The 22,552-nt window shown below is 64.5% G+C and carries 22 protein-coding genes and 1 pseudogene; 12 read left to right on the top strand and 11 right to left on the bottom strand.

The features are described 5' to 3' along the window. Positions 1-13: 13 nt before the first annotated feature. The gene (locus K6301_RS00115; RefSeq protein WP_247218480.1) at positions 14-2,299 is read left to right on the top strand and encodes an NADP-dependent malic enzyme; all 2,286 of its coding nucleotides are present in this window, start codon (positions 14-16) and stop codon (positions 2,297-2,299) included. Positions 2,300-2,380: 81 nt separating this feature from the next. On the opposite strand, the gene olsB is transcribed toward K6301_RS00115, so the two are convergent. From olsB to K6301_RS00090, 5 genes are all read right to left on the bottom strand, one after another. After that, a complete protein-coding gene (gene olsB / locus K6301_RS00110) occupies positions 2,381-3,259 on the bottom strand; it encodes a l-ornithine N(alpha)-acyltransferase (protein WP_247218479.1) in 879 nt (292 codons plus the stop codon). Between the two features lie 114 nt (positions 3,260-3,373). Then, positions 3,374-5,644 carry a hybrid sensor histidine kinase/response regulator gene (locus tag K6301_RS00105; protein ID WP_247218478.1) on the bottom strand — a complete coding sequence of 757 codons (2,271 nt, stop codon included), beginning with the start codon at positions 5,642-5,644 and terminating at the stop codon, positions 3,374-3,376. A 55-nt stretch (positions 5,645-5,699) separates the two neighbouring features. Next, positions 5,700-6,191 (bottom strand): signal peptidase II, encoded by a 492-nt coding sequence (gene lspA, locus K6301_RS00100; RefSeq protein ID WP_247218477.1) that lies wholly within the window; start codon positions 6,189-6,191, stop codon positions 5,700-5,702. Then, positions 6,188-7,042 (bottom strand): TrmH family RNA methyltransferase, encoded by an 855-nt coding sequence (locus K6301_RS00095; RefSeq protein WP_247218475.1) that lies wholly within the window; start codon positions 7,040-7,042, stop codon positions 6,188-6,190. The genes lspA and K6301_RS00095 overlap by 4 nt, the downstream gene beginning before the upstream one ends. Beyond that, a complete protein-coding gene (locus K6301_RS00090) occupies positions 7,039-8,067 on the bottom strand; it encodes a class I SAM-dependent methyltransferase (RefSeq protein ID WP_247220641.1) in 1,029 nt (342 codons plus the stop codon). The genes K6301_RS00095 and K6301_RS00090 overlap by 4 nt, the downstream gene beginning before the upstream one ends. A gap of 203 nt (positions 8,068-8,270) precedes the next feature. Here K6301_RS00090 and K6301_RS00085 point away from each other — a divergent pair, with 203 nt between their 5' ends. Then, positions 8,271-8,720 (top strand): SRPBCC family protein, encoded by a 450-nt coding sequence (locus tag K6301_RS00085; protein WP_247218473.1) that lies wholly within the window; start codon positions 8,271-8,273, stop codon positions 8,718-8,720. A gap of 1 nt (position 8,721) precedes the next feature. Here the strand turns inward: K6301_RS00085 and K6301_RS00080 are convergent, their stop codons facing one another. From K6301_RS00080 to sppA, 3 genes and pseudogenes are all read right to left on the bottom strand, one after another. After that, complete coding sequence (locus K6301_RS00080; protein WP_134648049.1) at positions 8,722-9,066, bottom strand: LapA family protein; 345 nt, start codon at positions 9,064-9,066, stop codon at positions 8,722-8,724. A gap of 93 nt (positions 9,067-9,159) precedes the next feature. After that, positions 9,160-9,468 (bottom strand): annotated as a pseudogene (locus K6301_RS00075) (integration host factor subunit beta); the annotation flags it as partial. 18 nt (positions 9,469-9,486) lie between these two features. After that, complete coding sequence (gene sppA / locus K6301_RS00070) at positions 9,487-10,437, bottom strand: signal peptide peptidase SppA (protein WP_247218471.1); 951 nt, start codon at positions 10,435-10,437, stop codon at positions 9,487-9,489. Between the two features lie 196 nt (positions 10,438-10,633). Here sppA and lptC point away from each other — a divergent pair, with 196 nt between their 5' ends. The 6 genes from lptC to ptsN all read left to right on the top strand — a co-directional run bounded on the left by lptC (position 10,634) and on the right by ptsN (position 15,749). Next, positions 10,634-11,302: an LPS export ABC transporter periplasmic protein LptC gene (gene lptC / locus K6301_RS00065; protein ID WP_247218468.1), complete on the top strand. Its 669-nt coding sequence runs from the start codon at positions 10,634-10,636 to the stop codon at positions 11,300-11,302. A gap of 7 nt (positions 11,303-11,309) precedes the next feature. Continuing rightward, the gene (locus K6301_RS00060; RefSeq protein WP_246665537.1) at positions 11,310-11,867 is read left to right on the top strand and encodes an LptA/OstA family protein; all 558 of its coding nucleotides are present in this window, start codon (positions 11,310-11,312) and stop codon (positions 11,865-11,867) included. 40 nt (positions 11,868-11,907) lie between these two features. Further along, positions 11,908-12,696 carry an LPS export ABC transporter ATP-binding protein gene (lptB, locus tag K6301_RS00055; RefSeq protein WP_134648230.1) on the top strand — a complete coding sequence of 263 codons (789 nt, stop codon included), beginning with the start codon at positions 11,908-11,910 and terminating at the stop codon, positions 12,694-12,696. 140 nt (positions 12,697-12,836) lie between these two features. Next, entirely contained in the window at positions 12,837-14,390 is a 1,554-nt protein-coding gene (rpoN, locus tag K6301_RS00050; RefSeq protein ID WP_247218466.1) for an RNA polymerase factor sigma-54, read from the top strand. Positions 14,391-14,638: 248 nt separating this feature from the next. Beyond that, complete coding sequence (gene hpf / locus K6301_RS00045; RefSeq protein ID WP_134648059.1) at positions 14,639-15,214, top strand: ribosome hibernation-promoting factor, HPF/YfiA family; 576 nt, start codon at positions 14,639-14,641, stop codon at positions 15,212-15,214. 73 nt (positions 15,215-15,287) lie between these two features. Further along, positions 15,288-15,749, top strand: coding sequence for a PTS IIA-like nitrogen regulatory protein PtsN (gene ptsN, locus K6301_RS00040; protein WP_134648061.1), 462 nt, complete (start codon positions 15,288-15,290; stop codon positions 15,747-15,749). A 79-nt stretch (positions 15,750-15,828) separates the two neighbouring features. Here the strand turns inward: ptsN and grpE are convergent, their stop codons facing one another. Then, positions 15,829-16,446 carry a nucleotide exchange factor GrpE gene (grpE, locus tag K6301_RS00035; RefSeq protein ID WP_247218464.1) on the bottom strand — a complete coding sequence of 206 codons (618 nt, stop codon included), beginning with the start codon at positions 16,444-16,446 and terminating at the stop codon, positions 15,829-15,831. Positions 16,447-16,536: 90 nt separating this feature from the next. Next, positions 16,537-17,616, bottom strand: coding sequence for a heat-inducible transcriptional repressor HrcA (gene hrcA, locus K6301_RS00030; RefSeq protein ID WP_247218462.1), 1,080 nt, complete (start codon positions 17,614-17,616; stop codon positions 16,537-16,539). 148 nt (positions 17,617-17,764) lie between these two features. On the opposite strand from hrcA, the gene rph reads away from it, so the two are divergent. From rph to hemW, 4 genes are read left to right on the top strand one after another with little or no spacing between them, the layout of a single operon-like run. After that, a complete protein-coding gene (gene rph / locus K6301_RS00025; RefSeq protein WP_134648067.1) occupies positions 17,765-18,481 on the top strand; it encodes a ribonuclease PH in 717 nt (238 codons plus the stop codon). 13 nt (positions 18,482-18,494) lie between these two features. After that, the gene (locus tag K6301_RS00020) at positions 18,495-18,911 is read left to right on the top strand and encodes a VOC family protein (protein WP_247218460.1); all 417 of its coding nucleotides are present in this window, start codon (positions 18,495-18,497) and stop codon (positions 18,909-18,911) included. 9 nt (positions 18,912-18,920) lie between these two features. Then, complete coding sequence (gene rdgB / locus K6301_RS00015) at positions 18,921-19,565, top strand: RdgB/HAM1 family non-canonical purine NTP pyrophosphatase (RefSeq protein ID WP_247218458.1); 645 nt, start codon at positions 18,921-18,923, stop codon at positions 19,563-19,565. A 7-nt stretch (positions 19,566-19,572) separates the two neighbouring features. Further along, on the top strand, positions 19,573-20,766 hold the full coding sequence (gene hemW, locus K6301_RS00010; RefSeq protein WP_425475355.1) for a radical SAM family heme chaperone HemW: 1,194 nt from the start codon (positions 19,573-19,575) through the stop codon (positions 20,764-20,766). Positions 20,767-20,889: 123 nt separating this feature from the next. Here the strand turns inward: hemW and dnaA are convergent, their stop codons facing one another. Continuing rightward, positions 20,890-22,341, bottom strand: coding sequence for a chromosomal replication initiator protein DnaA (dnaA, locus tag K6301_RS00005; RefSeq protein ID WP_425475354.1), 1,452 nt, complete (start codon positions 22,339-22,341; stop codon positions 20,890-20,892). Positions 22,342-22,552 lie beyond the last annotated feature (211 nt).

The raw sequence follows: 22,552 nt of genomic DNA, 5'->3' as shown, positions 1-22,552 counted from the left end.
GAAGGGGGACAGCATGCCGGGAACCGACAAATCCGATCGCCAGAAGGCCAGCGTCACGGACATCGAAGCGCTGGATTTCCACTCGTCCGGCCGTCCGGGCAAGTTGGAGATCACGCCGACCAAGCCGATGGCGACGCAGCGCGACCTGTCGCTCGCCTATTCGCCCGGCGTCGCCGTGCCCGTGAAGGCCATCGCCGAAGACCCCTCCACCGCCTACGACTACACCACGCGCGGCAACATGGTCGCCGTCATCTCGAACGGCACGGCCATTCTCGGCCTCGGCAATCTCGGCGCGCTCGCCTCCAAGCCGGTCATGGAAGGCAAGTCCGTCCTCTTCAAGCGCTTTGCCGACGTCGATTCCATCGACCTCGAGGTCGATACGGAGAATGTCGACGAGTTCATCAATTGCGTGCGCTATCTCGGCCCCTCCTTCGGCGGCATCAATCTCGAGGACATCAAGGCGCCCGACTGTTTCATCATCGAGAGCCGCCTGCGCGAGCTGATGGACATCCCGGTCTTCCACGACGACCAGCACGGCACCGCCATCATCGCCGCCGCCGGCCTCATCAATGCGCTGGCGCTGACCGGCCGCGACTTCAAGACGACGAAGCTCGTCTGCAACGGCGCGGGCGCGGCCGCCATCGCCTGTATCGAACTCATCAAGGCGATGGGTTTCGCGCCTGACAACGTCATCCTCTGCGACACCAAGGGCGTGATCTACCAGGGCCGCGAAGACGGCATGAACCAGTGGAAATCGGCCCATGCGGTCAAGACCGACCGCCGCTCGCTGGCCGAGGCCATGGCCGGCGCCGACGTGGTGTTCGGCCTCTCGGCCAAGGGCGCGTTCTCCGAAGAGATGATCCGCTCCATGGCGCCGCGCCCGATCATCTTCGCCATGGCCAATCCCGATCCGGAAATCACGCCCGAGGAAGTCGCGCGCATCCGCGACGACGCCATCGTGGCGACGGGACGCTCGGATTATCCGAACCAGGTCAACAACGTGCTGGGCTTCCCCTATATCTTCCGCGGCGCGCTCGACGTGCGGGCGTCGACCATCAACGATGCGATGAAGATCGCCGCCGCCGAGGCGCTGGCCCATCTCGCGAAGGAAGACGTGCCCGACGATGTGGCCGCCGCCTATCAGGGCGTGCGCCCGCGTTTCGGCGCGCAATACATCATCCCGGTGCCCTTCGACCCGCGCCTCATCTCGGCCATTCCCGTCGCCGTGGCCAAGGCGGCGATGGAAACCGGCGTGGCGCGCAAGGACATTCCCGACCTCGACGCCTATGCGCGCGACCTGAAGGCGCGGCGCGACCCGATCGCCTCAACGCTGCAGCAGATCTATGCCCGTGTGCGTCGCCAGCCGAAACGCGTCGTCTTCGCCGAGGGCGAGGAAGAGCAGATGATGCGCGCCGCCGTGTCCTATGCCAACCAGCAGCTCGGCACCGCCATCCTCGTCGGCCGCGACGACCGGATGCGCGAAATCGCCGAGCGCGCCGGCATCGATCTCGACCGGCCCGGCATCCAGCTGCTCAATGCCCGCATCTCGACGCGCAACGACGCCTATATCGACTATCTCTATGCCCGCATCCAGCGGAAGGGCTTCCTCTACCGCGATGCGCAGCGCATGATCCATAACGACCGCAACCATTTCGCGGCCTGCATGGTGGCGCTCGGCGATGCGGATGCGATGGTGACGGGCCTCACCCGCAACTATTCCACCGCGCTGGAAGACGTACGCCGCTGCATCGATCCCAAGCCCGGCCATCGCGTCATCGGTGCGTCGCTGGCGCTCTGCCGCGGCCGCGCCGTGCTGGTCGCCGATACCGCCGTGCACGACATGCCCTCCTCGGAAGAACTGGCCGATATCGCGGAAGAGGCTGCAGGCCTTGCCCGCCGCCTGGGCTACGAGCCGCGCGTGGCGATGCTGGCCTACTCCACCTTCGGCCATCCGTCGGGCGAACGCTCCGAGCGGGTGCGCGAAGCGGTGAAGATCCTCGATCGCCGCCGCGTCGATTTCGAATATGACGGCGAGATGGCGGCCGACGTGGCGCTCAATCCGCGCATCATGGAGCAATATCCGTTCTGCCGTCTCTCCGGCCCCGGCAACGTGCTGGTGATGCCGGCGTTCCACTCGGCGTCGATCTCGACCAAGATGCTGCAGGAACTCGGCGGCTCCACCGTCATCGGCCCGCTTCTCGTGGGCCTCGATAAATCGGTGCAGATCGTCTCGATGGGTGCGAAGGATTCGGACATCGTCAACATGGCGACGCTGGCCGCGTATAATTCGGGCGGTTGAGGCAGTAGGCAGTAGGCAGTAGGCAGTAGGCGAAGCGCAACACATCTAACGGCTATTGGCTACTGCCTAACTCCTAATTCCTCAGCTCGCGAACCGTCCGGCATCCGCGCCATAGTAGTTGAGATAGCGACCGGAAATCTGGCCGATCGGCAGGACGATCAGCACATCCGTCGTGTTGAAGGCGTGGTCCACGACCGCGCCGCTGCCGATCGTCGCGCCGAGCCTCAGGTAGCCCTTCACGAGCGGCGGCATGGCCACCAGCGCCTTGCGCGCATCGATGCCTTCCGCCGGCATCAGGTCCATGACGCGGAAGAGTTCCGGCCGGGCCGAAACGCTCCAGTCGTCCTTGGCCTGCACATTGTGGTGCAGGAAGGAAAGCGCCAGCGCGTGCTCCTCCGGCACCGTGCCGTGGAAGGAGGCGCAGCCGAACATCACGTCCACGCCATGTTTCAGCGAATAGGCCCAGGCGCCCTGCCAAAGCAGCTCGACCGTGCGCTTGGTGCGATAGGCCGGCAGCACGCAGGAGCGGCCGAGCTCCATGAAACGCTTGTCGGGATGGCGGGCGACCAGCGCATCGACATCGAACTCGGACTGCGAATAGAACCCGCCGGAAACGGCCGCCACGTCCTGCCGCAGCAGCCGATAGGTGCCGACGATCTGTTCCTCGGCATCGCCCTCGATTGCCGTGTCGAGCACGAGCAGGTGATCGCAGACCATGTCCCAGGCGTCGATGTCGCGCTTGCGGCGCACGGCATCGTGCGAAAGCTGGGCGTTCATCTCCTCGACGAAGACGCGGTAGCGCACGGCCTGCGCGGCATCGATCTCGGAGACGGAGCGGGCCAGACGGGTTTCGAGATTGCCGATGCGGCCGAGCACGTCCGACGCCGGCCGTTCCGTTGCGGGGGCCGGCTTCTGGGCGATCTCCACGGGAGCGAGGGTCTGGGAGAGTTCGAGCGTCATGGCAGTCTACCCGTTGATGAGCTTCGCGACTTTAATCACGATTCTGCAACAGGATAATGACGTAAAGCCGGCTTGGATAGGGCAAAGCCGCCGGGGTGGCCGCCGGGGTGGCCGTCAGGCCTGCGACCGCCGGGAGAGCCGGCCGATTTCCCCCAGAAGGCGCGCGGGATCGGCGGGCTTGGCCAGCACCGCATCGGCGCCGATGGCAAGGAGTTCCTGCCCGAGGCTCGCGCGGCTATCGGCCGTCAGCACGATGACGGGAAGGCGGGTACCGCCGTCGTCGCGACGCACGATCCGCGCGATCATCTCCTGCGCCTCCCCGCCCGGCATGCCGAGATCGGTGACGATCAGGTCGGGTGTGAAGGGCCCGGCATCCGTCGCCCCGCCGAGCGCGGAAACGAGGGCTGGATAATCCGGCACGTGGCGTACCGTATGGCCGGCACGCTCCAGGACCGAGCGCACCAGCATGGCATTGACCGGATCGTCCTCCGCCAGCAGGATCCGGATGCCCGAGGAGGCCGCCGCACGCGGGTCCGGCGCCACCGGCGGCGGATCCTTCAGGATCGGGCGGTTGTCGTTGATCGCGTCGCGCACCTCGACCCCCTTCATCCGGCCGCGCAGCACCTCGACAAGCGAGCGTTCGCGCAGCGGCCGGATCAGCCAGGAATCATACCCCTCGCCCTTGCCGATGGCGCGGCTGCCGCGATCCTCGGGATTGACGAGATAGATGCGGCGGGCGGCGCTCTCGCGCAGATAGGCCATGTCGGCCAGCTCGCGGCGGAAGACCCCGGCCAGGCGGTTGTCCACGATGATATCGGTGAGGGTTTCTCCCCGCGCGGCCAGATGGCGCACGACGTTTTCGGCCTCCTCGACGGAGGTGGCGAGATGGCAGGCGCCGCCGAGCGCGCCGATGGTGCGCACCAGCGCCGCCGAGGCGGGGCCCGCCGGCGCGAGCAGGAAGACGAGGCTGCCGCGCAGCACGCTCTTGCGCGTGCCGCGAGAGGGGCGCATCCGCGCCTCGACCGGCATGCGGATGGTGAAGGTGCTGCCCCGGCCGGGGGCGCTCTCCAGCGTCAGTGCGCCGCCGGCCTCGGAAAGGATACGCGCCGAGATGGCGAGCCCCAGCCCCGTGCCGCCGCTGCGCTGCGCCGCACTGCCGGTCTGTTCGAATTCCTCGAAGATACGGGCCTGCTCGTCCGGCCGCATGCCGGGCCCCGTATCCGTCACCCGGATGACGATGGCATCGCCGTCGAGCACCGTTTCCAGCAGGACACCGCCCGTATGGGTGAATTTCACGGCATTGCCGACGACATTGTAGAGCACCTGGCGCAGGCGCGCGGCGTCGTAGAGAAGAAGGCCCGGCACGTCCGCGGAGACGAACGAGCCGATCTCGATCCCCTTTTCATGGGCGCGCGGCGACAGCATCTCCACGACGCTTTCGAGCATCGGACGCACCGGCTCTTCCGAAGGCCGCAGCTGGAAGCGGCCTGCCTCGATGCTGGAGAAATCCAGGAGGTCGTCGACGAGCTGCACGAGCGCGTGCCCGGACTGGCGCATGCCGACGAGGTAGTTCTTCTGCTCGGCGGTGAGCCTGGTCTGGCCCAGGAGATGCGACATGCCCAGGATGCCGGAAAGCGGCGTGCGGATTTCGTGGCTGACGGTGGCCAGCAGGCGGGACTTGGCGGCACTCGCCGCCTCCGCGCGCTGGCGGGCCTTCTCGCGCTCGCCTTCTGCCCGGCGCTCCTCCGTCACGTCGCGCGCAATGGACTGCACCACCAGTTCGCCGGACGCGGGATCGCGCACCGTGACATCGTGCCAGGAATAGATGCGCGTGCCGGACGCGGTTTGCACGTCGACATCGTAGCGATGCGCGCTTGCCTGCGAACGGAAGGAGAGGCCGAGCGCCTCCAGCGTGCGGCCTTCGACATCGGCGACGCCCGTCAGCGCACCCAGAACGGCATTGGCCCGCAGGATGCGCCCATCAAGGGTGCGGGTGACGATGATATCGCCCAGCACGTCATGGATCGCGGAAAGGATTTCGGAGGTTTCGCTGCGCTCCCAGCCGCGGTCGTGCACCGTCTCGACGCCGACGGCCGGCCGGCGGGACAGGAAGAGGAATGTCGCACCGGCAATGCCCGCAAGGCCAAGACCGGCAGCCGCGATGTAAAAGCCCGACGCCATGCCGGTGACGAGGACCAGCACGGCGCAAAGCAGGCCGACGCCGGCGATGACGGTGCGGATCGCCGCATGGCTTTCCCGCGCGGGTGCGGCGGACGTTGAGGCGTCCTGCGTCGCTTCTCCATCCGGACGGCCGCGAGCCGGCCGGGACGGCGCCTCGGCGAATTCGGCCTGAAGCCGGCTCTGTAGCTTGACGGGTTCGCTCATGGGATCCGCTTATCACGCGGACCGTTCAAATCGGCTTCAGCAAGTCGCTAAAAGTTTAGCGATCCCTGCGGCGCAGCAGAAGCAGCTCGTCGAGGATCACCAGGCCTGCGCCGATGGTGATGAAACTGTCGGCGAGATTGAACACCGCGAAGGACCACGTCTCCGTATAGAACAGGATATAGTCGATCACATAGCCGAAGAGCGCCCGGTCGATGAGGTTGCCGAAGGCACCCGCGATGATGAAGGCGTAGCCGGCATGGGCGAAGCCGCGCTCCTTCGGCGTCTGCCGCCAGAGCCAGGCGACAAAAGCCACGACGAAGAGGCGCAGCGTCACGATCAGCCAGCCCTCCAGACCTGACAGCATCGAGAAGGCGACGCCGTAATTGTAGGTGCGGTATAGCGCCAGCATAGGCACGACATGCACCGCCTCCTGGAAGGGAAGCCACATCTCGACGGCGAATTTCACCGCCTGATCGAGCAGCAGCGCCAAAAGGATGACGATGATGACCGGCACCGGCCGGGACATGAGGGGAATGCGGTTGGTCATGCGCGGTCGTCCAGCGTCAGCAGATGGCGGCGCGCTTCGAAGAGCATGACGCCGGTGGCTATGGCGAGGTTGAGCGAATCCGCAAGACCCGCCTGCGGAATGCGGGCCAGCGCATCCGCCTCGCTCGCCAGCGTATCCGGCAGGCCGGACTGCTCGTTGCCCATCAGGAGCACGACGGGCTTCGTCTTGTAGTCGACGGTGCGGTAATCGACGGCGCCGGCAAGATGGGTCGCAACGACGCGCACGCCCGCCCCCTTCTTCCAGGCGAGGAAGTCCGCCACGCTGGCCCTGGCCAGCGGCACGGCAAAGACCGATCCCATCGTGGCGCGCACGGTCTCCATCGAGAACGGGTCGGTGCTTTCGCCGACGAGGATCACGCCGCTCGCACCCGCGGCATCGGCCGTGCGGATGATCGTGCCGAGATTGCCAGGATCGCGAACGCGATCGAGCGCAACATAGGTCTCGCCGTTTCCGGGCCTCACGTCGCGCAGGTTCGTCCAGCGCTGGGTGAAGATGCCGACGACCATCTGCGGATTGTCGCGCCGCGTGATCGAGGCGAGCACCTTCTCGCTCACCTCCAGCACCAGCCCACCGCGCGCCACCGTCTTCGTCGCACATTGCACGACCTGCGGCTTGTCCTTGACGTTCTTGGCATAGACGAGCGTGCGGATCTCGAAGCCGAGCTCCAGCGCATCGATGACGAGCTTGAGGCCTTCGGCCATGAAGCTCTTCGTCTCGTCGCGGTGCTTCTTGTCGGACAGCGCCTTGATGTCCTTGACGATCGGATTGGCGAGGCTCGTGACCTCCTTGACCTGCCCGACGCGGCGCGTTCCCTGGTGATCGTGGCTCATGCGCTGATCCATCGGCTGAAGAGGGAGGTGGAGAGCGCGCGGCCGGCTTGCCGGCCGTCCGTGCCGCTCTCGCGGATGACGAGTTCGCCCGATTCCACCGTGCCGCCGGCGCCGCGCATCGTCTCGCGCATCAGCTCGTGGATCGAATAGAAGCTCGCGCGGATCGAATAGGCCGTCAGCACGAGGCCGATGGCTTTCGGCGACAGGATCTCGCGGCAGACATCGAGCATCAGCGGCAGATGGTCGAAGAGATGCCAGACCTCGCCATTGGGACCCCGGCCGAATTTCGGCGGGTCGGTGAGGATGATGTCGTATTTGCTGCCGCGGCGTTCCTCGCGCTGGATGAACTTCATCGCGTCCTCACAGATCCAGCGGATCGGCAGCTTGTCCATGCGGCCGAGCGCCTGGTTCTCGCGCGCCCAGCCGATCGCCTTCTTCGAGGCATCGACATGGGTGACTTCAGCCCCGGCGGCGGCGGCCACCAGCGAAGCCACGCCGGTATAGCCGAAGAGGTTCAGTACCTTGACCGGGCGGCCGGCGGTCTCGACCTTCTCCTTCATCCAGCTCCAGTGCGCGAGCTGTTCGGGAAAAACGCCGACATGGCGGAATGCGGTGAAGCGGCCATGGAAATCGACACCCAGGAGCTGCATCGGCCAGGTTTCGCCGAGCGCCTCCCGGGGAAACTTCCAGCGCCCCATGCCGTCCTCGTCCGTATCGCCGGTGAAGAGGGCATCCGCCTTGTCCCACAGGCTGTCGGGCAGGCTGCGCTGCCAGAGCGCCTGGGCTTCCGGGCGCACGATGCGATAGGGACCGTACTGCTCCAGCTTCTCGCCCGCGCCGCTGTCGATGAGGCGATACTGATCCGAACCCGCCGTTTCGAGAATGACCGGCACGCGCTCGGCCGGTTTTGGCCCGTCGCGGCGCATCAGCGGGCGCGCGGGCGCATCCGGCGCCGGGCGCGGCTCCTTCTTCGCGGCAGGCTTGGCGACGGTGGTCTTTACGGCCGGGGCCTTCTGCGTCTGCATCCGCGGGGATGCGTGCGGCTTGGCGGGTGCGGCGGGGCCGCTTTTCGGCCGGCGGTGTCTGTCCTTCACGATGGATCGTCCGTCGTCGGTTGGAAACTGGCCGGCAACGCCGGAAAACAAGCGGCTCCCATACCATCCCTCCCCCACTTGGCAAAGCGCTTTCCGATGACGATAACTTGAGACCACACAAGGGAGAATCGCAGATGGACCTGACCGGTGAGGAACGCATAGCCGCCCCGCGCGATGCGGTGTGGGCCGCTCTCAACGATCCAGACACGCTGAAGGCCTGCATTCCCGGCTGCCAGGAGATCGTCCGGCGCTCGCCGACGGAGCTCGACCTGACCGTGAAGTTCAAGATCGGCGTGGTTTCGGCCACGTTCAGCGGCGAAGTCACCCTCTCGAACCTCAACCCGCCCGAAAGCTACACGATCGCGGGCGAAGGCAAGGGCAGCATTGCCGGCCTTGCCAAGGGCAGCGCGGATGTGCGGTTGATCGAGGACGGCGCGGGCACGATCCTCGCCTATGACATCCACACGCAGGTTGGTGGAAAGCTCGCCCAGTTCGGCTCGCGCCTCATCGGTTCCTCGGCCAGAAAGCTGGCGATGCGCTTCTTCGCCGATCTGGAGGCGCGTCTGAACGGCAGGGCGGCCTAGGTCACTTTCCCGGCGAGGGCAGGACGGCCTGCGAGGCGATCGCTTCGGCGCGGGTGCGGTGCTTTTCGGCCTCGCTGTGCCACTTCACCGCCTCGTTGGCCTCGATACGGGCACGCTTGCGGTACTTGCCCTGGGTAAACCAGGTGATCAGCGCACCCAGCACAAGGCCGAGGATCGTGGCGAGGAACAGGTAGACGAAGAAGGGCGCGGTGACGGACAGCACGCTGTCTTCCGGCCGGAAGGGATTGAGCGCCAGGGTCACGGGCTGGCGATTGGCGACCGACAGAACGATCAGCAGGATGCCGATCGGGATCAGCACGACGACGTTGAAAACTCTCTTGACCATGACGTCACCTTTCCGGCGCGAGGCACCCGTGGGCGCCCTGCCTCCATTCCTGCGGCTCCGCGCGTAACCCCGCGGAACCCTTGGCTAATCGCCTCAATCGTCCTGGTCGGCCTGACCGGGATTGAGGCGTTCACGCAGTTCCTTGCCGGTCTTGAAGAAGGGAACCCACTTCTCTTCGACGAAGACCGCATCGCCGGTGCGCGGGTTGCGGCCGGAGCGCGAGGGGCGGTTCTTGACCGAAAAGGCCCCGAAGCCGCGCAACTCGACCCGGTTACCTGCGGCAAGCGCATCGGTGATCTCGTCGAGCACGGCATTGACGATATTCTCGACGTCGCGATGGTAGAGGTGTGGATTGCGAGCGGCGACAATCTGAACCAGTTCGGACTTGATCACTGTATCCCCCTCAAAAACTCTTGTTTTTCAATCATGGTCAACCTGCCAAACGGAGACAAGACCGTCAAGAAACAACTTTTGGCCGCCCAGTTTTTCGATCGTCGGCTGCAGGTCGAGCGGCATGCCGAGAAGCGAACGGACGAAATCGAGCGCGCCTGAACCGAGGAACGGGAAGCCGCTGCGGCCGGCCGGCGCATAGTCGATGATGGGAAGGTCGGCCGAGACCTTGCGCTCGGCGAGATAGGCGCGGATCGCCTCCGGCCCGCCCAGCGTATCCACCAGCTTGGCGGCGAGCGCCTGCCGGCCGGTGAAAATGCTGCCGTCGGCAAGGCGCAGCACCTCGGCGCGCGGCAGTTTGCGGCGCTCGGCGACCAGATCGACGAACCAGTCGTAGCTGTCCATCACCATGGCGCGGATCATGGTCTTGGCCTCTTCGCTGGCGGGATGGAACGGCGACGGCTCGGCCTTCAGCGGCGCCGACTTGATCTCCTCCAGGGAGACACCGACCTTGTCCATGAGGTCCTTCAACTGCGGATACTGGAAGAGAACGCCGATGGAGCCGGTAATCGAACTTTCACCCGCGATGATCGTGTCGCCGGCGGTTGCGATCATGTAGCCGGCGGAGGCGGCGAGCGTGCGCACATCCGAGACGACGGGCTTCTTTTCCGCCACCTTGCGCAGCGCCTTGAAGATGACCTCGCCGCCATAGGTCGTGCCGCCCGGCGAGGAAATCGTCACCACCAGGGCTTTCGCGCGGTCGTTGTTGGCGATGCGGTCGAGGCGCTCCAGCAGGTCCTTGTCGTCCTGGATGATGCCGGAAATCTCGACGCGCGCGATATGGTCGCCTGCGCCCGCATCCGGCCAGCGCCAGGCGACGGCCGCAAGGATGACGGCAAGCGCGATCAGGATGGCGACGACGCGCCAGAACGTGAGTTTGCGACGCAGTTGCCGGCGGTCGGCGATGGCGGAGTGATCCATTCCCTGTCCTCATTCCCTATGGAAGCCGACCCTGGGGTGACTTGCCGAAGGCCCTATCGATATGGCATTGGCCGTGCAAATGGCAATTCGTCGCTGAACTTTCTTGGCATCCATTGTTTGTTCAGGAATAATCGCCATATGGGAGCCGTTACCAAGGGCGACCCGATTTGCCGATACTCGAATTCAAGCAGGCAGGATGCTGAACAGCGCGGCAGACACACCGACGGGTGCGCAGAGCACAGGCAATTCCGTGGAGGCCTACCGCCTCGCGACGCGGCACTCCTCGCGCGTGCGCCTGCTGAAGATCGCCCTGCCTGTCGCCGCCCTCGTCATCGGGGCCGTCTTCGCCGTGGTTTCCATCGTGCGCACCTATCTCCCGTCCGACCTCCAGGTGGAGAGCGCATCGATCGAGGACGGCAAGATCGTGATGCGCAATCCGGCCATCGCCGGCCGCAACCAGGACGGCATTAGCTATTCCATGAAGGCCGAACGTGCGCTGCAGGACATGAAGCAGCCCGACGTCATCGAGCTTCACGACATCCTCGCGAAAATGCCGATGAACGAATCCACGGTGGCGGAAGTCGTCGCCCAGAACGGCATCTACGACCGCGGCCGCAACCTGCTCGACATGGTTGCACCCTTCACCATCCACCTCAATACCGGCCTCGATGCCGCCTTCCAGTCCGCCCAGCTCGATATCAACGGTGGCACGATGTCGACGGACAAGCCCGTCTCGATCAAATCCAGCGGCGCATCCATTGTTGCGCAGTCGCTGCGAATGACGGATAAAGGCAAGGTCGTCGTCTTCGAGGGCAAGGTCGTCGTCGATGTCGACCCGGCCGCTATCCGCAACAAAGAACAGTAAGAGCCCCATGTTCGCCACCCTCTCCGCCCCTGTCCGGGCCACCAGCCTTTTGGTTCTTGTCGCGGGCTTCGCGTTTGCCGCCGGTCCCGCCGGTGCCCAGCAGACGAGCCAGATGACGGGCATGCAGCTCTCCAACGACCAACCCATCCAGATCCAGAGCGACAAGCTCGAGATCCGCGACCAGGAGCGCAAGGCCGAGTTCACCGGCAATGTGAAGGTCGTGCAGGGCACCACCACGATGCAGGCGGGCCGGATGGTGGTCTATTACAAGTCGGGCGAAGGCTCGGTGGCCAGCGGCAATGCCGACATCGAGAAGATCGACGTCTTCGACAAGGTCTATCTCAAGTCTGACAAGCAGGAGGCGACCGGCGACACCGGCACCTTCAACATGGTCAACGAGACCATGCAGCTGAAGGGCAAGAAGGTCGTGCTCTCGGAAGGCGAAAACGTCTTCGTCGGCTGCCAGCTCAATGTGGCCATGCGTACCGGCGAGGCCACGCTCGATGCCTGCGGCGGCCGCGTGATGATCCAGCTGGATCCCAAGTCCCGCAAGCAAACGAACTGATATAGCGTTTTACCCAGTGGCTCCTTCCCTGCTCTCCCGTCTGACGCGCGCTCCGAAGAATGCTGCGCAGCATCACGCTCCGCACGCAGCGGATCTGGCACGCTATGAGGGCACCCTCATCGCGCGTGGGCTGACCAAGACCTATCGCGACAGGCGTGTCGTCAACGGCGTGTCGCTCGTGGTGCGCCGCGGTGAAGCGGTCGGGCTGCTGGGGCCGAACGGCGCGGGCAAGACCACCTGTTTCTACATGATCACCGGGCTTGTGCCTGTCGACGAAGGGTCGATCGAGATCAACGGACACGAGGTGACCACCATGCCGATGTACCGCCGCGCGCGGCTCGGCGTCGGCTACCTGCCGCAGGAAGCGTCGATCTTTCGCGGCCTGACGGTCGAGGAAAACATCCGCGCCGTGCTGGAAGTGCACGACAAGGACAAGGCGCGGCGCGAAGCCAAGCTCGACAGCCTGCTTGCCGAGTTCTCGATTTCCCATCTGCGCAAGTCGCCGGCCGTGGCTCTTTCGGGCGGCGAGCGCCGTCGTCTGGAAATCGCCCGCGCGCTCGCCACCGACCCGACCTTCATGCTGCTCGACGAACCTTTTGCCGGCGTCGACCCCATTTCGGTCTCCGATATCCAGGCGCTGGTGCGCCACCTCACCTCGCGCGGCATCGGCGTTCTCATCACCGACCACAATGTGCGCGAGACGCTCGGCCTGATCGACCGGGCCTATATCATCCATGCCGGCGAAGTGCTGACCCACGGCCGGGCGAACGACATCGTCAACAATCCCGATGTCCGCCGCCTTTATCTCGGCGATAACTTCAGTCTTTGAGACGACAGCGGCGATCTTCACCAAGTTCGTCGCTGTGACTTGACCAAACCCCCTAAAAAAGCAATTTTTGGGCCAGTTGGATTTTGCCACGTCCACCGTGGCGGACGGAAACTGTTTTTTCCGGGGAGTAACGCGTCCGAATGGCACTCGCAGCCAGCCTTTTTCTGCGCCAAAGCCAGTCGCTGGTCATGACACCGCAGCTGATGCAGTCGATTCAGCTGCTGCAGATGACGCATTTCGAGCTCAACCAGTTCATCGAGCAGGAAGTCGAGAAGAATCCGCTGCTCGAAATCGCACCGGCCGACGATGGCGGCGGTGGCGGGCCAAGTGACCATATTCTCGTCAATGACGACCGCGGCCCTGCCGAAAGCATGGGCAGTGAGGATGCCGGCCAGCCGGATCTCTACGACAATGCCACGATGGGCAGCGCGGGCGACGCCTCCGAAACCTTCGACGGCGGCCTCGACAATGTGTTTCCGGATGATGCCGGCCCGCGGGCCGCGGATGCCCCGGAGCTGATCGGCCAATGGAAGTCGATGCCCGGCAGCGAGGCGGGCGAAGGCTATGACCTCGACGACTTCGTGGCCGCACGAAAGACGCTGCGCGATATCCTGAACGAGCAGATCCCCTTCGCGCTCGCAAGTCCCGTCGACAGGCTGATCGCTCAGCATCTTGTCGACCAGCTCGACGATGCCGGTTATCTGCAGGGCAATATCGCCGAAACGGCGCTGAAGCTCGCCAAGCCGGTGGCCGAGGTGGAGCGCGTTCTCGCGAGCCTGCAGCAGCTGGAGCCGCACGGCGTGTTTGCCCGCTCGCTCAGCGAATGCCTCGCTCTCCAGCTGAAGGCGCTCGACCGGTTCGATCCGGCCATGGCCGCGCTCGTGGGCAATCTCGAGCTGCTCGCCCGGCGCGATTTCGCCACGCTCAAGAAGCTGTGCGGCGTGGGCGAGGAAGACCTCCTGGACATGCTGGCGGAAATCCGCAAGCTCGATCCCAAGCCGGGCACGCGCTACGAGACGGGCGCATCGGAAGCCGTGGTGCCCGACATCATCGTGCGGGCTGCCCCTGACGGCTCCTGGCACATCGAGCTCAACGCCGACACGCTGCCGCGCGTCCTCGTGAACCGCGACTATTACGCCAACGTCTCCAGCCGCACGCGCCGCGACAGCGAAGACCACGGCTTCCTCAATGAATGCCTCCAGACGGCCAACTGGCTAACCCGCAGCCTCGACCAGCGCGCCCGCACCATCATGAAGGTGGCCACCGAGATCGTGCGCCAGCAGGATGCTTTCCTCATGCACGGCGTCGATCATCTGCGCCCGCTGAACCTCAAGACGGTTGCCGACGCGATCAAGATGCACGAATCGACGGTGAGCCGCGTCACGTCCAACAAATACATGCTGACGCCGCGCGGCCTCTTCGAGCTGAAATATTTCTTCACCGTCTCGATCGGCTCGGCGGAAGGCGGCGATTCCCATTCCGCCGAAAGCGTTCGCCACCGTATTCGCGCCATGATCACGCAGGAGGACCCTGCCGCGGTGCTCTCCGACGACGACATCGTCGATGCCCTGCGCAAGGGGGGTGTGGATCTCGCGCGCCGCACGGTCGCCAAGTACCGCGAGGCGATGAACATCCCGTCCTCCGTGCAGCGGCGCCGGGAGAAGCGGGCGCTTGCCAGGGCCACGGCCTCGTAAAACAGGCCTGCACAAACCACCTTCCGGCGGCCGGAAGTTAACGATCGCTGAATCCGCCGATTGACTTCACCGGCCAGACGGGCTAATGCGCGCCCCAATTCCAATGGGAAGACAGGCCGGAATTCCAGACATATCCCCGTTTTCCTTTATCAGGCGATACCCGCGACATCACATGCGTGAAAAGCTTGGAACGTGGATGAGGTTGGAATAGACTGTTGCACGCAAATCACGAAAGAGAGGAAACCTCCATGAGTGTGCGTGTATCCGGTAAACATATGGAAATCGGTGAAACTTTCCGTCAGCGCATTGAAGAGCAGATGGGAGACGCCGTAACCAAATATTTCGACGGAGGATATTCGAGCCAGGTCACCGTAGAAAAAGCGGGATCGCGGTACAGCGCGGACTGCAAGATCCACCTCGATACGGGGATGGCCTTGCAGGCAAATGGCGAAGCAAACGATCCTCTGGCCGCTTTCCAGTCGGCCTCGGAACGGATCGAGAAGCGCCTGCGCCGGTACAAGCGCAAGCTCAAGGCACACCATAACGGCAACGGTCACGATGCCTTTGCAGAAGTAGCCTACACGGTGATGGATTCGGTCCCCGACGAAGACGACGAGCTTCCCGAGGACTACGCACCGACCATCGTTGCGGAAAGCACGAAGAAACTGAGGACGATGTCTGTCGCAAGTGCCGTCATGGCGCTCGACATGACGGACGATCCGGTTCTTCTCTTCCGCAGCGCCGGCTCGGAGCAGCTCAATATCGTCTACCGACGCAACGACGGAAATATTGGCTGGATCGACGCAGCCAATATCAAAGGCTGAGTGGGGGAACGTGGTGCCGCTGACCGGCACCACGTCTCTTCAACCCCTTCACGCAGCGCACGAGGACAAAAGCATGGCATTGGCAGGTCTACTGCAGCAGAGTGCGATTATTCCGGCGATGAAGGCCAATTCCAAGAAGCAGCTGCTTCAGGAACTGGCGACAAAAGCGGCCAAGATCACCGGGATTCCGGAACGTGAGATCTTCGACGTCATCCTTCAGCGTGAACGGCTCGGCTCGACCGGCGTGGGCAATGGCATCGCCATCCCGCACGGCAAGCTGAGGGCGCTTACCCAGATCGTCGGCCTTTTCGCGAGGCTCGAAACCCCCGTGGATTTCGAAGCGCTCGACGATCAGCCGGTCGATCTCGTCTTCCTGCTCCTGGCGCCGGAAGGCGCAGGCGCAGATCACCTCAAGGCCCTGTCGCGCATTGCGCGCGTGCTGCGCGATCCCGCGATGGTCGCCAAGCTGCGCGCCTCCGACAGCGAGAGCGCGATCTATGCCTGCCTCAGCGAGGAACAGGCATCCGCAGCCTGAGGCCGGCCATCTCTACATGAAAAAACCGGCGGCCTTTCGGCCGCCGGTTTTTGTTTGTGTCGTTGAACCTCTCGCGCGATCAGGCGTCCGCGGCATTCGCCTCGCCGGAGGGCGCCTTCGGGCCGCCCTTGGCCACACCGACCATGGCCGGGCGCAGCACGCGCTCACCGATCGTGAAGCCGGCCTGCACGACCTGAACGACCGTGTTGTTGGGGACATCGGGATTGGGCACTTCGAACATCGCCTGGTGGAAGTTCGGGTCGAACTTCTCGCCCATCGGATCGAGCTTGCGTACGCCGTGGCGTTCGAGGGCGCCGAGCATGGAACGTTCGGTCATCTCCACGCCCTCGGCCAGTGCCTTCAGGCTCGCATCGTTTTCCAGCGCATCGGCCGGGATGGCGTCGAGCGCGCGGCGCAGGTTGTCGGAGACCGCCAGCATGTCGCGGGCGAAACCGGCGACGGAATAGGACTTGGCGTCCTTCACATCGCGTTCGGTGCGACGGCGCAGATTGTCCATCTCGGCGGCGAGCCGCAGGTACTTGTCACGGAGATCGGCGTTTTCGGCGCGCAGAACGTCCAGCGGATCGGGCGTGGCGACAGCCTCCTCCTCGATGATCGCGTCTTCTACGGCTGCATCCGCGGCGAGATTGCTGTCCACCGCTTCGTCAGGTCCGTGTTTCTTGGTCTCGTCGGTCATGACGTACTCCGAATTGCAACTGTTGGGGTTTGGGCCCGATATCGAGGTTTAGACCCGAAAAATCAAGGGCTGAAGGGTGAATAGCGGCTCTCAGCGCGAAAGCCGCGACATCAGCTGCGCTGTATAGTCCACCATCGGCACGATACGGGAGTAATTCAGCCGTGTCGGGCCGATGACACCCACCGCGCCGACGATCTTGTCGTCGCCGTCGCGATAGGGCGCAACGATGAGGGACGAGCCGGACAGCGAGAACAGCTTGTTCTCCGAGCCGATGAAGATGCGGACCCCCGGGCCGGTCTCGGCGAGGTTCAAGAGCTCGATCAGGCTCTCCTTGCGCTCGAGGTCGTCGAAGAGCAGGCGCAGGCGATCGATATCGTCGGCGCCGGCCAGCCCTTCCAGAAGATTGGCCCGGCCGCGCACGATGAGCCGCGTCGCCTTGTTTTCCTCGAAGTCGCCCGACCAGACGGCAAGGCCGCGTTCGACGAGATCCTGCGACAGCCGGTCGAGCTCGCGGCTGATCTCGCCGCGCAGCCGCTCAAGCTGCGAGCGCGCTTCCAGCAGCGTGTTGCCGGCCAGGTGCGCGTTGAGGAAATTGGCGGCCTCGGTGAGCTGAGAGCTGGTGACGCCGGCCGGAAGCTCGATGATGCGGTTTTCCACTTGGTCGTGATCGCCGACGAGAACGACCAGCGCCTTGGTCGGCTCCAGGCGGATGAACTCGACATGCTTGAGAACGGCGTCGTTCTTGGTGGTGATGACGAGGCCAGCGCCGCGCGACATGCCCGACAGCGCCTGGCTCGCCTCGCTCATCATGGTCTCGACCGCCCCGTGCTTCTGGCCATGCGGGCGCACATGCCGCTCGATGGAGGCGCGGTCCTCCGCCGAGATATTGCCGACCTGCATGAAGGCATCGACGAAAAAGCGCAGGCCGAGCTGCGTGGGCAGCCGTCCGGCGCTGACATGGGGGGAGTAGATCAGCCCAAGCTCTTCCAGATCGCTCATCACATTGCGCACGGAGGCCGGCGAGAGCGACATGGGCAGGATACGGGAAAGGTTTCGCGAACCCAGCGGCTCGCCGCTTTCCAGATAGCTTTCCACGATGCGGCGGAAGACTTCCCCCGAACGTTCGTCCAGTGCCGCCTGAACGTCAGGACCCGGAGATCTCAAAACCATCGTCTGTCTGCAACCCTGTTACTCCCCCGGAATATAGTGATTTCCGAGGGCAGCGCAAAACGGATTTTCCAACCAGTTGCCGCACCGGCATTCCCTCGCCCGGCGAAACGGTCTAAAGCACTCCCACCATACCAATGAGGAGTTCGCAATGCGGCCGTCCGGCAGAAAAACCGATCAGATGCGCAAGGTTTCTTTCGAGCGCAACGTTTCCAAGCATGCCGAGGGATCCTGTCTCGTCAAGTTCGGAGACACGCATGTTCTGGTCACCGCAAGCCTTGAGGACAAGACGCCGCCGTGGCTGCGCAACAGCGGCAAGGGCTGGGTGACCGCCGAGTACGGCATGCTGCCCCGCGCCACCGGCGACCGCATGAAGCGCGAGGCCGCAGCCGGCAAGCAGGGCGGCCGCACGCAGGAGATCCAGCGCCTGATCGGCCGGTCGCTGCGTGCCATCGTCGATCTCGAAGCGCTCGGCGAACGCCAGATCACCATCGACTGCGACGTCATCCAGGCCGATGGCGGCACCCGCACCGCCTCCATCACCGGCGCGTGGGTTGCCCTGCACGACTGCCTGAAGTGGATGGAAGCCCGCAGCATGATCAAGACCGAAAAGGTCCTGAAGGATCATGTCGCGGCCATCTCCTGCGGCATCTTCGCCGCCCAGTCGGTGATCGACCTCGATTATCTCGAGGACTCCGCCGCGGAAACCGACGCGAACTTCGTCATGACCGGCTCGGGCGGCATCGTCGAGATCCAGGGCACCGCCGAAGGCAAGCCGTTCACCGAGGAGGAATTCGCCTCGCTGATGCTGCTCGCCCGCAACGGCATTGCCGAACTCGTCGAGATGCAGAAGCAGGCGATCGCCTGAGAGGGATTTGCCCATGGCCGCCGCGCTCGAAGGTATTCTCGAAACCGCGCTCTATGCGGACGACCTCGACGCGGCGGAAACCTTCTACGGCGGCCTGCTGGGGCTGCGGAAGATCACACGGCAGGCGAACCGCCACGTCTTCTTCCGTTGCGGCCCCGGCGTTCTCCTGATCTTCAATCCGCAGGAAACCATCGAGCCGCCGCCGCCCCACGCTTTCCCCGTACCGGTCCACGGCGCACGGGGCCCGGGCCATGTCTGCTTTCGCGTTCCCGGGCCGGAGCTTGATTTCTGGGTCGAAAAGCTCGTAGAAGCCGGCATCGCCATCGAAGCGGATTTTCATTGGCCGAACGGCGCCCGCTCCATCTATTTCCGCGACCCCGCCGGCAACAGCCTCGAATGTGCCGAGCCCGGCCTGTGGAACATCGCCTAGGGAAACCTCATGCGCAAGCTCGACACCAAGACGATCGTCGTCGCCAGTCACAATGCAGGCAAGATCCGCGAGATCGAGGACCTGATCGGTCCCTTCGGCTTCTCGGCGAAATCCGCCGCCGAACTGAACTTCGAAGAGCCCGATGAAACCGGCACGACCTTCGAGGAGAATGCCGCCATCAAGGCGCTCGCCTCGGCAAAGGCCTCCGGCCTGCCCGCGCTTTCGGACGATTCCGGCATCGTCATCGATGTCCTTGACGGCGCACCCGGCGTCTACACCGCGAACTGGGCGGAAACGGCGACCGGCACGCGCGACTTCGCCATGGCCATGGAAAAGGTCGAGAAGGCGCTTGCCGAGAAAGGCGCGACGCAGGCGAAGGACCGCACCGCGCGCTTCGTCTCCGTGCTCTGCCTTGCCTGGCCGGACGGTCATACCGAACTCTTCCGCGGCGAAGTCGAGGGCCATGTCGTGTGGCCGCCGCGCGGCACCAGCGGCTTCGGCTATGATCCCATATTCCAGCCGGAAGGCTACGAGACGACGTTCGGCGAGATGAGTGCGGAGGAAAAGCATGGCTGGAAGCCCGGCGACGCGGCCGCGCTGTCGCACCGCGCCCGCGCCTTCAAGATCTTCGTCGAAACCTGCCTGAAGGCGTAAACGACACATGACGGCAGTGCCCTTCGACATGCGGCCGAGCATCCTGACGGATCTCTCCGATCCCGGCTTCGGCGTGTATGTGCACTGGCCGTTCTGCGCCGCCAAATGCCCCTATTGCGACTTCAACAGCCATGTCCGCCACCAGCCGGTGGACCAGCCGCGCTTCGTGCAGGCGTTCCTGAAGGAAATGGCGACGATGCGCCGCATGACGGGCTCGCGCACCGTCACCAGCATCTTCATGGGCGGCGGCACGCCATCGCTGATGGCGCCGGAAACGGTGGACGCCATTCTCAACGGCATCGCGCGGCACTGGCATGTGCCCGACGGTATCGAGATCACCCTGGAGGCCAACCCGTCCAGCGTGGAGGCGGAGCGTTTCCGCGGCTATCGCGCCGCCGGCGTCAACCGCGTCTCGCTCGGCGTGCAGGCGCTGAACGACCGCGACCTGAAATTCCTGGGGCGGCTGCATGACGTCGCCGATGCGCTGAAGGCGATCAGGCTGGCGCGCGACATCTTTCCGCGCATGTCCTTCGACCTGATCTATGCCCGCCCGAACCAGACGGTGGCGGAGTGGGACCTGGAGCTCAAGGAGGCGGTCTCCTATGCGGTCGACCACCTTTCGCTCTACCAGCTCACCATCGAGGAAGGCACGCCCTTCTACGGCCTGCACAAGGCCGGAAAACTGATCGTGCCAGACGGTGAGCAGTCGGCCGTGCTCTACGAGGCAACGCAGGAGATCACCGAGCGTGAGGGCATGCCGGCTTATGAAGTCTCCAACCACGCCCGCCCCGGCTGCGAGAGCCGCCATAACCTGACCTACTGGCGCTATGGCGATTATGTCGGCATCGGCCCCGGCGCGCATGGACGCCTGACGACCGGCGGCGCGAAGATCGCGACGGCGACCGAGCGCAAGCCGGAAGCCTGGCTCGGCCTCGTGGAGGCCGAGGGTCACGGCATGATCGAGCAGGAGCTTCTGGAGCGAGAGGCGCAGGCCGACGAATTGCTCCTGATGGGCCTTCGCCTCAAGGAAGGCGTCGACCTTGCCCGCTGGCAGAGCCTGTCGGGCCGCGACCCGGACCCGGACCGCGAACAGTTCCTCATCGAACACGGCTTCATCGAGCGCATCGGCAATTCCCGCCTGCGCTGCACGCCGGCGGGGATGCTGATCCTGGATGCGGTGGTGGCGGATTTGGCTTGCTGAATAGCGAATAGCGAATAGCGAATAGCGAATAGCGAATAGCGAATAGCGAATAGCGGGATACCCGTAACGCGACGGGTGTCCATACTCTATTCGCTATCCTCTATTCGCTATTCGCCTTCATTCCTATTCGTTGATCAGACGCTTCAACAGCTCGATCTCGTGGCTGAGCTTGGTGTCGCCCGAGATCAGTTCCTCGATCTTGCGTACGGCATGCAGGACTGTGGTGTGATCGCGTCCGCCGAAGCGGCGGCCGATTTCCGGGAAGGACCGCGGCGTCAGCGTCTTAGACAGATACATGGCGATCTGGCGCGGCTTGACGATGACGCGGGTGCGGCGGTTCGAGACGAGTTCCTGACGCGACACATTGTAGTGCTTGGCCACGACGCGCTGGATATCCTCGATGCGCACGCGGCGCGGCTCGCCGGCGGCAACGAGATGGCCGAGCAGTTCGTCGACGCGCTCAATCGTCAGGTTCGGCTCGAAGGAACGACGGAAGAGCAGCTGGTTGAAGGCGCCTTCCAGTTCGCGGCCGCTCGCCGTGATGTTGCGGGCGACATGGCTCAGGATTTCAGGCGAGATATCGAGCGACTGGTCTTCCTGCTGGGCGGCCGCAAGGCGGCGCTTGAGGATTTCCAGGCGCATCTCGTAGTCAGGCGCTTCCATCTCGATGGCGACGCCGCCCTGGAGGCGCGAGCGCACCCGCGGATCGAGCGATTCCAGTTCCCACGGCGCACGGTCGGCGGCGACGACGACCTGCTTGGCGGAATCGAGCAGCATGTTCAGCAGATGGCAGAATTCGTTCTGGATCGAATTGCCCTGCAGGAACTGCATGTCGTCGATGATGAGCAGGTCGATGTTGCGCAGCGTTTCCTTCAGCGAAAGCGCATCGTTGTCGCGGATGGCCGTTGCGAAGCGCCACATGAAATATTCGGCGGTCAGGTAGACGACGCGCGGATTGCGGGCGCTGGAGAGCGCACCGAGCGCGATGGCCTGCAGAAGATGCGTCTTGCCGAGGCCGACGCTGGAATGGACGAAGAGCGGGTTGAAGCGCACGGCGCCGGCGCCGGCTTCCGCGATGGTGCGGGCAGCGGCAAGGGCGACGCGGTTCGACGTGCCTTCCACGAAGGCATCGAACGTGTAGCGCGGATCGAGCGGCGAGCCGAACAGCGGGCTCGTGTTCTGCGTGGCGCGCGGCTGGGCAGCGGCGGCGACCGATGCGACGGCGCTGGCGACCGCCTGCGGGCCGGAGGCGGTGCGACGGGCCTGCGCCTGCGGTGCGGGCTGCTCGACGACGGCATCCTCCACGGCGCCGGCGCGGGCACCGCGGGTGGCGGTACGCACCAGGATCTCCACCTTCAGGATCTCGGCGTCTTCCTGCTGGAAGAGCGAGGTGATGAGATCGAGATACCGGTTGTTGATCCACGACTTCAGGAATGTCGTGGGAACGGAAAGACGCACAAGGCTCTTGGAAACGGAGTGAATCTTCAGGCGTCCGAACCAGCTCGCATAGACGTCGGGACCGACCTGCGCCTTCAGGCGCGCGCTGACTCGGTCGAAAAGCGCGTCTTGCTTCATGTCGGATGGAACCCCCGCGTCCGTTGTTTGCGCTCCTGCTTGCGGGAGCGCTTGTCTTGCATTTTCCCCGTTTGCCAATGCACCAGCCGTCCTGGCCGAATTCATCTGCATCTTGCCGCCTTTCATGCTCTATTCGCCACGCCGGCAGCATTGCCGGCGCCTTTCATGTTTGCCATGCCCCGATCCGGGTGAGCCAATCGCCCCGTCCTTG

Source organism: Shinella oryzae (assembly GCF_023038235.1).
Classification (GTDB): Bacteria; Pseudomonadota; Alphaproteobacteria; order Rhizobiales; family Rhizobiaceae; genus Shinella; species Shinella sumterensis.
This window is presented reverse-complemented; position numbering and strand designations above follow the sequence as displayed.